General features: G+C 75.5%; 9 protein-coding genes. 3 read left to right on the forward strand and 6 right to left on the reverse strand.

Annotated elements, in window-relative coordinates; all coding sequences use genetic code 11:
• Positions 1–1002, reverse strand: a 1002-nt coding sequence (lepB, locus tag ACFV6D_RS33960; RefSeq protein ID WP_380562633.1) for a signal peptidase I, incomplete at its 3' end; no start/stop codon positions are given.
• A 68-nt stretch (positions 1003–1070) separates the two neighbouring features.
• Entirely contained in the window at positions 1071–1667 is a 597-nt protein-coding gene (locus ACFV6D_RS33965; protein WP_063350727.1) for a helix-turn-helix domain-containing protein, read from the reverse strand.
• Positions 1668–1762: 95 nt separating this feature from the next.
• Between ACFV6D_RS33965 and ACFV6D_RS33970 the strand changes: the two genes are divergently transcribed.
• On the forward strand, positions 1763–2119 hold the full coding sequence (locus ACFV6D_RS33970) for a hypothetical protein (protein ID WP_380346453.1): 357 nt from the start codon (positions 1763–1765) through the stop codon (positions 2117–2119).
• Positions 2120–2262: 143 nt separating this feature from the next.
• On the opposite strand, the gene ACFV6D_RS33975 is transcribed toward ACFV6D_RS33970, so the two are convergent.
• The 3 genes from ACFV6D_RS33975 to ACFV6D_RS33985 form a co-directional block, all read right to left on the reverse strand.
• A complete protein-coding gene (locus tag ACFV6D_RS33975) occupies positions 2263–3852 on the reverse strand; it encodes a hypothetical protein (RefSeq protein ID WP_380562635.1) in 1590 nt (529 codons plus the stop codon).
• Positions 3853–4266: 414 nt separating this feature from the next.
• The gene (locus ACFV6D_RS33980) at positions 4267–5088 is read right to left on the reverse strand and encodes an SDR family NAD(P)-dependent oxidoreductase (protein ID WP_380428792.1); all 822 of its coding nucleotides are present in this window, start codon (positions 5086–5088) and stop codon (positions 4267–4269) included.
• Between the two features lie 490 nt (positions 5089–5578).
• Positions 5579–6748: a magnesium and cobalt transport protein CorA gene (locus ACFV6D_RS33985; RefSeq protein ID WP_063350723.1), complete on the reverse strand. Its 1170-nt coding sequence runs from the start codon at positions 6746–6748 to the stop codon at positions 5579–5581.
• 457 nt (positions 6749–7205) lie between these two features.
• Here ACFV6D_RS33985 and ACFV6D_RS33990 point away from each other — a divergent pair, with 457 nt between their 5' ends.
• Positions 7206–8543, forward strand: a complete 1338-nt coding sequence (locus tag ACFV6D_RS33990) for an FAD-dependent monooxygenase (protein ID WP_380428794.1) — start codon at positions 7206–7208, stop codon at positions 8541–8543.
• Positions 8544–8634: 91 nt separating this feature from the next.
• Here the strand turns inward: ACFV6D_RS33990 and ACFV6D_RS33995 are convergent, their stop codons facing one another.
• Positions 8635–9534 (reverse strand): RimK family alpha-L-glutamate ligase, encoded by a 900-nt coding sequence (locus tag ACFV6D_RS33995; protein WP_380346331.1) that lies wholly within the window; start codon positions 9532–9534, stop codon positions 8635–8637.
• Positions 9535–9790: 256 nt separating this feature from the next.
• On the opposite strand from ACFV6D_RS33995, the gene ACFV6D_RS34000 reads away from it, so the two are divergent.
• Positions 9791–11392 carry an ABC-F family ATP-binding cassette domain-containing protein gene (locus ACFV6D_RS34000; RefSeq protein WP_380562637.1) on the forward strand — a complete coding sequence of 534 codons (1602 nt, stop codon included), beginning with the start codon at positions 9791–9793 and terminating at the stop codon, positions 11390–11392.
• The last annotated feature ends 124 nt before the right edge of the window (positions 11393–11516 follow it).

Below are 11516 nucleotides of genomic sequence, written 5' to 3' on the forward strand. Positions count from 1 at the left end.
GCGCGCCGGCGCGCGGCCGCCCCCCCCGGCCCTCCCCCCCCCGCGCCCCCCCCCCCCCGCGCCGCCCCCCCGCGCGCCCCCCCCCGCCCCCCCCGCGCCCCCCGCCCCCCCCCCTGCCGGCACCTTGCCGAAGGTGTCCGGGACGGGCAGGGTGGACCAGTCCGTGAGCGGCCACGCGACGACGAAGGCCCGGCCGATCACGTTCCCCACCGGCACGAAGCCGTCACCGGTCTCGTTGTGGTGCGGGCGCGAGTCCCGCGAGTTGTTGCGGTGGTCGCCCATCACCCAGAGCTTGCCCTTGGGGACGGTGACGGTGCCCACCGGGTCCTGGTCGCAGGGCGCCGAACCGGGGAACAGGTACGGCTCGTCCAGCGCGACGCCGTTCACCTTCAGCGGGCTGCCCGCCTTGCACTCGACGGTGTCCCCGCCGACCGCGATCACCCGCTTGATCAGGTCCTTCTCGTCCGCCGAGGGCATCAGGCCGACGGTGCTCAGCACCTTCTGGACCGAGCTCATCACCGAGCCGTCCGCGTGCGTCGGCGCGCTCTCCAGCCAGCCGCCCGGATCACGGAAGACCACCACCTCGCCGCGCTCGGGCTCGGCGCCGAACCAGGGCGTCAACTTGTCGACCAGCACCCGGTCGCCGATCGCCAGGGTCTGCTCCATCGAACCCGAGGGGATCGAGAAGGCCTGGACGAAGAAGGTCTTGATGCCGAGCGAGAGCAGCAGGGCGATCACCAGCAGAATCGGAAGCTCCTGCCAGAACGGGCGCTTCTTCCGCCCGCTCTTGGCGTCCGGCTCCGCGCCGCCGGCGCCGTCGGCCCCACCGGTCGGACCGCTGCCGCCGCTCCCGTCGCCGCCGGAACCACCGCCGGCCCGGCCGGCGCCGCCGCCGGAGGCCTCGAAGGCCCCCGCCGCGCCCGGGACTTCGGGCGCACCCACCGCGCCGCGCTCCCCGGTTCCACCGCTCTCGCCGGACTCCGTACTCTGCTGGACACTCATCTTCTCGGCCCCTCCCGACGGCCTGGCGGGAGACCGGAACGGAAAACCCCCGCTGTCAGGGAACGAACCTACCGAACGGAGGTTCCCGGGCGCGCCCTGACATGGATCCGCTCACCCTGAGGACCGAACAGACTGAGGAACTCCACCGGCTGCGGCCCGGCGTTGCCGAAGGCGTGCGGGGTCCGGGTGTCGAACTCGGCGGCCTCACCGGCCGTCAGCACCAGGTCGTGCGAACCGAGCACCAGCCGCAGCCGGCCGGACAGCACGTACAGCCACTCGTGGCCCTCGTGCACCTTCAGCTCCAGCTCGGGCTCGGTGCCCCGGCCGGGCGGCATGATCTGCTTGAAGGCGTGCAGACCGCCGAGGTGGCGGGTGAGCGGGATGATGGTCTGGCCGTTCCTGGTCACCGGGCGGGGATGGACCCGGGGGTCTCCGGTGGCCGGGGCGCCGACCAGCTCGTCCAGCGGCACCCGGTACTCCCGGGCCAGCGGCAGCAGCAGTTCCAGGGTCGGCTTGCGCTGCCCGGACTCCAGCCGGGACAGCGTGCTGAGCGAGATCCCGGTGGCGGCGGCCAGTTTGGCGAGGGTGGTGCCGCGCTCGCGTCGCAGGGCGCGCAGCCGGGGGCCCACCGTGGTGAGGACGTTCTCGAAGTCTTCGTCGGCCATGCCTGCCATTCGCCGGGACAGCAAGGGCGTTTGTCAAACCGGCACACCGGTGCACGGGCGCGCGGGCCCGTCCGCGCGCCCTATGCTGTCCGGCCATGCGCATCCACCTCACCCGGGACAGCGTCGCGGCCGGCGACGACGCCGACGCCCCGCACCCCGCGGCGCTCACCCTCCCCGACGACCTCGACCTGCCGCAGGCGCTCGCCGCCCTCGGACTCCCCCGGCCGTACCTGCCCCTGATCGGCGGCGGCCGCGCCAGCTGGATCCTGCGCACCGGCGACGGCGCGCCGCTCGCCGTACTCGCCCAGCAATGGCCGTGCGCCCGGCCGCTCCCGGGCGCCCGGGGCCCGCTCGCCCGCCTGGCCGGCCCGGACGGCGACGTCCGGCTGCACGCCGAGTACCGGCGCCAGCTGGACCCGGACGCCGAGTACGACCGGCTCGCCGCCGACTGAGGCCGGGGGCGCCGGAGCCCGGGCGCACCGGAGCCCGCCGGGGGCTTCGCCGACGCCCGCCCGCGGCGTAACCGGCTGCCGGGGGCGGGGCCCGGTGGCGACGCATACCGCCACCGGGCCCCACCGCGGGTCGGCGCCGGCGGCTACCGGTACTCGCGCAGGCGCGGCCGGACGCCCAGCGCGGTGAGCGCGAGCGCCGCCGCCAGCGCGCCCGCGGCCAGGGCCGCCGTGCCGGCGTCGAGGTCGCCGTCGGTCGCGGCGACCGCCGAGTCCATCGCCTTGGCGTTGACCGCGATGGTGTCCCCGATGGCCGTGCTCAGCTGGTCGAAGTCGTAGTTGGACTGCCCCTGGGAGAGGCCGGTGTTGAGCGTCACCGCCTCCTTCAGCCGGCCCTCGTCGCGCAGCGCGCGGATCTTCCGGTCGTCCTGCTGGTACTGCTGGAAGGCGGCGAGCACCCGCTCGGCGGCGTCCTGCTCGCCGGGGAAGGTGATGTTGTGCAGTTCGGTGCCGAGGTAGCCGCCGAAGGGGACGGCCGTGTGGTCGGCGCGGTGCCGGGCCGCGGCGGCCGCCAGCTGGGCGTTGTAGTCGGAGAGGGTGGCGCCGTCCAGGCGGGCGATCGCCTGGGTCTTGTCGAGGAAGCTCTGCTCGTAGGCGGCCGCGCGGGACGGGTCGGTGAGGTAGCGGCTCTCGTCGGCGTTCAGGTCGAAGGCGACGGCACGGGCGCGGCTGAGCGCGATCACCGAGTCGTAGGCGTTGCTCTTGGCGGTCACCAGGTGGTCGTCGGCGCGGCTGACCAGGTGCAGGCCGATCGCCAGCACGACGGCGGTGAGCAGCGTGACTGCGGCCAGCGCCGGGTTGACGACGCGGTGGTAGCGCACCGCCAGGACGCGCTGGAGCCCGAGCAGCGCGGCGAGCGCGAGCAGGCCGACCGCGAGCAGCCACCACCAGCCGCTGCCGAGGGCGTCGCGGCGCTCGGTGTAGACCTGCTCGACGGTGGCCTCGTTGGCGGCGGTGACCTGGTCGGCGGCGGGCAGCAGTTGCTGGCGCAGCAGGTCGGTGGCCTGGCGGTAGGCGTCCAGGGCGGCGGGCGAGGGCTGGCCGGCCGGGGCTTTGGCCTGCTCCTCCAGCAGCTGGGCGCGGGCCACCAGGGCCTCGTAGCTGCCGAGCCGGCCGAGCACCTGCTGGACGGCGCGCTGGCCGGCCGGGTCGGCGGCCGCGGCCTGGGCGGCCTGTTGGAGGTCGCCGTCGGCCTGCGCGCGGCGCTGCTCGTAGGTGTCGAGGGTCTGCTTGCGCAGCGTCGTGTAGTCGGGGTCGGCACCGACCAGCAGCAGGTTGGCGGCCTGGGCGTCCATGTCGCTGAGCGCGAAGTAGAGGTCGGCGGCGCGGGTGGCCTGCGGGGCGGCCCGGTGGCCGATGGTGTCGGTGCCGTCGCGGGCCCCGCCGAGGACGGTGGTGGCGGCCGCGCCGAGGCCGATCAGGGCGGCCAGGCTGAGCGCGGTGAGGCCGCGGACCAGGCGCGGGGTGGTCCAGTAGGCGCGGCCGCCGACCGTCCGCGCGCCGTGCCGGAGCCGGGCCAGGGGGCTCGGGCGGGGGGTCGGGGCGGCCGTGGCCGGGGCTGGGGCCGTGGCCGGGGCTGGGGCCCGGGCTGGAGCCGGTTCCCCCGCCGGATCGGGTTCCGTCCCCGGGGCCGTCTCCCCCGTGGTGGCCGTCGTACCCGCTGCCGAGGTGGTCATGGCCGCACGTTCCTCTCCCCCGTTGCACGGTCCGCCGGGGTTTCCTGCTGAAACCGGAGCAGAACCGTTTCTCTCCGCCGGGCGACGCTAGTGCCGCGCCACCTGCGGGAAGCCGCCCCCTGACGGCTCCTTGACGCCGCCGGGCGCCGTTCTTGACGCATCCTTAGCGACCGTCCCCGGCGCCCGGCGGTGCCCGCCGGTTCGCGGCGGCCCTCAGCGGTTCGCGGCGGTGATCGGCGGTGGTGAGTGGTGATGGGTGGTGGTGATGGGTGATGGCGATGGGTGGTGGGCTGCGGTGGTGGGCGGGTCAGCCCTGCCCGGCCCGGCGGCCGCGGTTCGCCGTGTTCTTCCGCCGGGCCCTCTTCTTGCGGGCGCGCTTGGACATCGTGTGCTCTCCGCTTCCGGGGAAGGGCTTCAAGCGGCCTGGCCGACCAACTGGTCCGCCAGCTTGACCAGGCGCTTCAGCGAGCGCTCCTCCTGGGCGGCCTGCGCCACCGGCGCCACCGAACCGCCGTCGTAGTAGGCGCCGTTGGCGACCGCAACGTCCGGCAGGCAGAGCCGGACGACGGCCGCCGCGCCCTCCACCGCCGGCGCGCCGGCCCGCCCGTACAGCGGCAGCAGCGCCGTGTCGCACAGGCCCGGGTTGAGGCTGACGGCGGTGATGCCGGAGCCGGCCGGGGCCATGTCGGCGGTCGCCATGGTGAGCGCGAGCTGCGACTGCGCGTACGCGGCCACCCGCGAGTACCTCTTCACCCGGTGCGGGTCCGACCAGTTCATCGACGCCGTCCGGTGCAGCGAGGACGAGACGTTGACGATCCGGGCGTCGCCGGACGCCGAGAGCGGCGCCCGCAGCAGCCTGGCCAGCAGGTGCGCGGCCAGGAAGTTGACCTGCAGCGAGACCTCGTTGCCGTCGTCGGTCAGCGTGCAGCGCTCGGGCGCCAGCGCGGCGGCGTTGTTGACCAGCAGGTCCAGCGCCGGGTAGTGCTTGACGACCGTGCCGGCCAGCACCGCGACCTCCGAGAGGTGGGTGAAGTCGGCGGCCAGCTCGACGAGTTGGTCCCGGCGGGCGCCGGCGTCGACCAGCCGGGCGACGGCCGCCTCGGCCTCCGGGGTGGTCCGGGCGTGCACCAGCACGGTGGCACCCAGCCCGGCGAGCAGCCGGGCGGTCTCCCAGCCGATGCCGGAGGAGGCGCCGGTGACGAGGGCGGTACGAGCGGACAGGACGGATTCGGACATGACCGTTCCCAGGGTGCGGGGCACCGCCGGCCCTGTCCGGGCCGGGGTGCGGGCTCAAAAGACCTGATGAGATGCGGAACTCGCGCGCCCGCCCGCACCCCGCGCCGATCGGACGACGGGGCGGGGCGGGGCGCGGCACGTGCCGTGCCCTCCGGCGGGGAGGCGCGGATCAGCGCACGGCGATGGCGGCCGCGGCGACGCGGACCGGCGGCCGCGGATGCGGCGGGCGGTCGTGGTGGCGTGCCGGGCGGTTCATGCTCCTCATCCAACCGGCGGGCGCGGACCGGGGCAAGCGCCGCGCCGCCGCCCTGACGAATCCCTGACGCCGGGCGAACGGCCGTGCGGTCGGCGCCGGTTGCGGCAGCCGGTCAGCGCTGCCTTCGCGGGGCCGCGCCGGATTTCGGCGGCACGGCGGAGCCGGTCGCGAGCACCGCGCCCGAGCCGGACCGCGCCGCACCCCGCACCAGCCGCGCCGCGCCCCGCCCTGCCGTCAGAGCCAGTTGCGGCGCTTGAAGACCACGTACAACCCGGTGCAGACCAGCGCCATCAGCCCGACCGCGAACGGGTAGCCGAACGCCCACTTGAGCTCCGGCATGATCTCGAAGTTCATCCCGTACACGGTGCCGATCAGCGTCGGCGCGAAGAGGATCGCCGCCCAGGAGGAGATCTTCTTGATCTCGTCGTTCTGCACGTGCCCGGCCTCGGCGAGCTGCTTCATCTCCTCGTTCTGCCGCTGCGAGACCAGCGTCGCGTTCACGGTCAGGATGTTCTGCAGCATCTGCCGGAAGCCGTCCACCCGCTCGGCGGCGTAGGTGGCGTGGTCGGCGACGTCGCGCAGGTAGCGCTGCAGCTCGTCGTCGGTGCCGTACTTGCCGAAGCCCGCCTCCAGGCTCTTCATGATCTCCAGCAGCGGCCGGGTGGCCCGCTGGAGCTCGATCACCTCGCGGGACAGCTCGTAGATGCGCCGGGAGACCTGCGGGTCGCCGCCGAACACCTCCGTCTCGATCTCGTCGATGTCGTGCTGGAGCCCGGCGATCACCGGCGCGTAGCCGTCCACCACGGCGTCCAGCACCGCGTACAGCACCGCCTCCGGGCCGAGCGCGAGCAGGTCCGGGTCCGTCTCCAGGCGGCGGCGCACCGCGGACAGGTCCGGTGCCTGCGAGTGGCGGACGGTGAGCACGAAGTCGGGGCCCACGAAGAGGTGGATCTCGCCGAAGTCGACCTCCTCCGCCTCGTCCAGGTAGCGCGCGGCGCGCAGCACCACGAACAGCGTGTCGCCGTAGCGCTCCAGCTTCGGCCGCTGGTGGGCGACGATGGCGTCCTCGACGGCCAGTTCGTGCAGGTTGAACCGGTCCGCCGCCTCCAGCAGCTGCGCCTCGGCGGGGCGGTACAAGCCGATCCAGGCCATCGCGCCGGGCCGGTCGGGCAGTTCGCGGTAGATGTCGGCGAGGTTCGCCGGTGTGTCGATCCGCCGCCCGTCCCGGTAGACCGCCGCGTCCACCACGGAACGCTCCAGGGTGACCGGCTCGACGGGCTGGTCGGGCCGCGGATCCATCGAGTGCTCCGGCGCCGGCTGCGCGTCGGCGGGTCCGGAGCCCCCGGCGGGGCGGGAGAACGGACGCTTGCTCGCGCGCACGGCGCGCACACGCCAGTCGGACATGGCGGGTACCTCCACGGTGGGTGCCCGGTCGCCGTCCGGGGACGGCGGGCCGGAGGCGCCCGGCCGGCCACCACGCGCACGGCGCGACCGGCGGCACCCCGTCGAGGACGAGGTCAGCGCCGCGCGGGAGCCGTACGGGAGGAGGAACGCCGGGTGCCGCGAATGGTGCGGGACAACCGGGGGCGGGGCCGACTTCGACCCGGACTACTGCACTCCACGGCTCTCACCTCCTCGGCTCCGCGCGCCCGCGCACCGGAAGGGGGGCCTGCACAACTCCCGCCGAGTGTAGTACCCGCTCCCGGGTGCCTCCCACCGCCCGCCCCGGGGGCGCCGCGCGACGGTGTTCCGGGCCGGTCGTGCGCCCGGCGCGTTCGGGCACCAACGGCCGCCCGTGTCCTGCCCGTTCGTCCCGCCGATACAATTACGGGGCCGCCACCGCCCGACTACGCTACGTGTCATGACTTCTTCGGAAACGGCCCCCGGGCGGGGCACGGCGGTGGTGATCGGCGGCGGGCTGGCCGGCACGGTGGCGGCCTGGGCCCTGCGCGGGTTCGCCGAACGGATCGTGGTGGTGGAGCGGGACCGCTACCCGGCGGAGCCCACGTTCCGGGCCGGGGTGCCGCAGGGCCGGCACGCGCACCTGGTGCTGGAGGCCGGACACCGGGCGCTGGAGGAGATGATGCCCGGCATCAACCAGGAGCTCACGGAGGCGGGCGCGACGAGGGTCGCCGTCTCTGGCGATCTGAAGTGGCTCAGCTCGGCGGGGTGGATGGCGCAGTACCCGGCGCAGCTCGCCTTCCTCTCCTGCACCCGGCCGGTGCTGGACAAGGCGGTGCTGGACCGGGTCCGCGCCGAGCCCTCGATCGAGTTCCTGGAGGGCGCCGACGTGGTCGGCCTGCTCGGGTCGGCCCGCACGGTGACCGGCGTCAAGGTCCGCGACCGCGGGCCCGAACGCAGCGAAGTCCGGGAGATACCGGCCGAGTTGGTGGTGGACGCGGCCGGCCGCACGACCTCGGTGCCGGACTGGCTGGCGGAGCTGGGCCACCCGCCGGTGCCCGAGGAGCGGGTGGACGCGGGCGTCGCGTACTCCTCCCGGCTGTTCCACCGCCCGGCCGGCGTCGACATCGGCTACAAGGCGATCTACGTGCAGACCAAGGCCCCGGACGCGCCCCACCTGGGCGTGCTGCTGCCGGTCGAGGGCGACCGCTGGATCGTCAGCGTCGCCGGCATGCGCGGCGCCGAACCCGAGCCCGGCGAAGCCGGGTTCACCAAGCAACTGGCCCGGCTGCGCGACCCGAGCATCCGCGAGGCGCTCCAGCAGGCCGAGCCGGCCGGCGAGGTGCGCGGCTTCGTCCCCGGCCCCGGCATCCGGCGGCACTACGAACGCAGCGCCCCGGACGGCCTGGTGGTGGTCGGCGACGCCGCCAGCACCTTCAACCCGGTGTACGGGCAGGGCGTCACCGTCGCCCTGTTCTGCGCCCGGGAGCTGCGCCGCACCGCCCTGCGCCACGGCGGCATCGGCCACGCCACGGCCCGGGACGCCCGGCGCGCGATCGCGGCCGTCTCCAAGAACCCGTGGGTGATGTCCTGCACCGAGGACGTCCGCTTCGCCGCCACCACCGGCGGACCCTCCGGCGCCCTGCTCGCGCTCCAGCACCGCTTCCTCGACAAGGTGCTGGCCGGCGCCGCCCACAACCCGTCGGTCACTGCCGCCTTCCACGAGGTGATGTCGCTGGTCGCCCCGCCGACGCTGCTGTTCCGCCCGTCGCTCCTCGCCGCCATCCTGCGGAGCTGACCGGCCAGGGACGTGCCCGGCCGCCGACCGGCCTCCTTCGCCAGCTGCCGGCCCGGGGCGCGCCCGGCCGCCGCGCACCCGGCCGGAACCGTCAGACGGGCTCCAGGTGCGCGGCCACGTACGGCACGGCGACCTGCTCCAGGGCGCCGCGGCCGAACGCCGGGTGGACGTTGACCTCGAAGACCACGCCGCCGCTCTCGGCGGCGAGGTCGACACCGGCCAGCGGCAGGCCGAGGCAGGCGACCGCACGGATCGCCAGGTCCGCGAGGCCCCGGGGCAGTTCGGCGGCGGCGAGCGGGGCGGAGACGGCGCCGCGGCTCTCGTTGCAGGGGGCGTCCGGATCCGCCTGCACGTGTTCGACGACCCGGACCACCCGGCCGTCGAGCACCACCACCCGGTACTGGTGGCGGCGGCCGTCCGGGGTGAAGTTGCGGGCATCCCGGGCGATCAGCCAGTCCGCCCCGTCGCGCTCGTAGTGCCGTGCGGCGGAGGCGAGTTGGGCGTGAGTGGTGACGTGGAAGACGTCGTCGCCACCCATCCCGACGCAGGGCCGGGCCCAGACGTCGCCGCCGAGCCGGTCGAAGGCCTCGGCGGCGGCCCGCAGGCTCGGCCGGGACAGCGAGACGGTCGGCATGTGCGCGACGCCGTCGCGGGTGAAGCGGGCCACCGTGAGGTCCTTCTCGGTGGCCGCCCGCCAGGCCTGCACATCGGTGCCGAGCGAGCGGGCGCCGTGTGCGCCCAGCAGCCGCTGGAAGGGCGCGAAGTCGCGCCGCCGGTGCGGCGGGATCTCGTAGACCACGACGGCGTCGGCCGCCACGCTGCGGCCGTCCGCCTCCAGGCGCAGCCCGCCCCCATCGTCGGGGCGGATCCGGCCGCCCCCGCCGGTCATGAAGTGCCGGGCGTCGAGCAGCACGGGCGCCCGGCCGGTGAGGGCCCGGGCGGCGGCGGCGAGGACGTCGCGGCTTCCTTCGGTCGAACTGTGATCAGTCAAGAGAACGAGCTCACGTCGACCCATGCGGGTCATGGAAGCGCGGGGCCCGCGCCCCGGCAAGGGGGCCCCACGAGCCAACACCCGCCCCACTGGCCGAAACCCGCGCGGACGCGGTGCGCTCCCGCCGGCAATTCGGATGCGGACGCTCCACCCGCCCCGCTACCCTGGGCCGCATGTCTACGCCCCGAATTTCCTAGCCGACGGACCCGCCTCCACACCACCCGTGTGTCCGTTCGCTGTTTCGGAGCGTTATCCCATGATCACCACCCGTGGTGTCGACCTGCGCGTCGGCGCCCGCCTCCTGCTGTCCGACATCACCGTCCACATCGCCCCCGGCGACCGGATCGGCCTGGTCGGCCGCAACGGCGCCGGCAAGACCACCCTGCTCGCCACCCTCGCCGGACAACTGCCGCCCGCCGCCGGGACGGTCACCCGCACCGGCCCCGTCGGCTACCTCCCGCAGGACTCCCGCGCCGCCGACCCGTCCGCCACCGTCACCGACCGCATCCTGTCCGCCCGCGGCCTGGCCACCGCCGTCCGCGCGCTGCGCGCCGCCGAAGAGGCGATGGCGCAGGCCGACGGACCGCACGAACAGCGCCGGGCGATGGACGCCTACACCCGCGCCGAGGCCGAGTTCCAGTCCCGGGGCGGCTACGCGGCCGAGGCCGAGGCCACCCGGGTCGCGGCCGGCCTCGGACTGCCCGCCCGGGTCATGGACACCCCGGTCGGCACCCTCTCCGGCGGCCAGCGCCGCCGGGTCGAGCTGGCCCGGATCCTCTTCGCCGACCACGGCACCCTGCTGCTCGACGAACCCACCAACCACCTCGACGCCGACTCCGTCGCCTGGCTGCGCGGCTTCCTCGCGGCCCACCAGGGCGGGCTGGTCCTGATCAGCCACGACCTCGGCCTGCTCGCCGACACCGTCAACCGGGTCTTCCACCTCGACCCGCAGCGCGCCGCGATCGACGTCCACAACACCGGCTGGCGGGCCTACCTCGACCAGCGCGCCGCCGACGAACGCCGCCGCACCCGGGAACGGGCCAACGCCGAACGCAAGGCCGCCGCCCTGCACGCCCAGGCCGACCGGATGCGGGCCAACGTCGCCACCGCCACCAGCGCCCGCAGCATGGCCCGCCGCGCCGACCGGATGCTCGCCGACCTCGAACCCGCCCGGCAGGCCGAACGGACGGCCCGGATCCGGCTGCCCGAACCCGCCCCCTGCGGCCGGATGCCGCTCGGCGCGATCAGCCTCGCCAAGGCCTACGCCGGCCGCCCGGTGCTCACCGGCCTCGACCTGGCCGTCGACCGGGGCAGCCGGATGGTCGTGCTCGGCCTGAACGGTGCCGGCAAGACCACCCTGCTGCGCATCCTGGCCGGCCACGAGAGCCCCGACACCGGCCGGGTGGTGCCCGGCCCTGGCCTGCGGCTCGGCTACTTCGCGCAGGAGCACGACACCCTCGACCCGGCGCGCAGCGTCCGCGACAACCTCGCCCAGGCCGCGCCGCACCTGAGCGACGGCGAACTGCGGCACGTCCTCGGCGCGTTCCTGTTCCGCGGAGACGACGCCGACAAGTCGGCCGGGGTCCTCTCGGGTGGTGAGAAGACCCGGCTGGCGCTGGCCGGCCTGGTCCACTCCGGCGCCAACGTCCTGCTGCTCGACGAGCCCACCAACAACCTCGACCCGGCCTCCCGGGCGGAGGTGCTGGCGGCGGTCGGCACCTACCCGGGCGCGATCGTGATGGTCACCCACGACCCGGGTGCCATCGAGGCCCTGCGGCCCGACCGCGTCCTGCTCCTCCCGGACGGCGACGAGGACCTGTGGCACGACTCCTACCTGGAGCTGGTCGCCCTGGCGTGAGCGGCGCCGCCTGACGCCGCCGCGTGACGGCGCCACCTGCCAGCCCCGGGGGGGGGCCGGCCCGCCCCCCCGCCCGCGGGGGGGGGGCGGCGGCGCGCCCGAGGGCCGCGCGGGCCCGCGCGCG

The organism is Kitasatospora sp. NPDC059812, assembly GCF_042732075.1.
Taxonomy (GTDB): Bacteria; Actinomycetota; Actinomycetes; order Streptomycetales; family Streptomycetaceae; genus Kitasatospora.

Coding starts and splice junctions, on each gene's coding strand:
- ACFV6D_RS33990 (WP_380428794.1), top strand. CDS start 7,206: ATGACTTCTTCGGAAACGGCCCCCGGGCGGGGCACGGCGGTGGTGATC.
- ACFV6D_RS33980 (WP_380428792.1), bottom strand. CDS start 5,088: ATGTCCGAATCCGTCCTGTCCGCTCGTACCGCCCTCGTCACCGGCGCC.
- ACFV6D_RS34000 (WP_380562637.1), top strand. CDS start 9,791: ATGATCACCACCCGTGGTGTCGACCTGCGCGTCGGCGCCCGCCTCCTG.
- ACFV6D_RS33970 (WP_380346453.1), top strand. CDS start 1,763: ATGCGCATCCACCTCACCCGGGACAGCGTCGCGGCCGGCGACGACGCC.
- ACFV6D_RS33975 (WP_380562635.1), bottom strand. CDS start 3,852: ATGACCACCTCGGCAGCGGGTACGACGGCCACCACGGGGGAGACGGCC.
- ACFV6D_RS33965 (WP_063350727.1), bottom strand. CDS start 1,667: ATGGCCGACGAAGACTTCGAGAACGTCCTCACCACGGTGGGCCCCCGG.
- ACFV6D_RS33985 (WP_063350723.1), bottom strand. CDS start 6,748: ATGTCCGACTGGCGTGTGCGCGCCGTGCGCGCGAGCAAGCGTCCGTTC.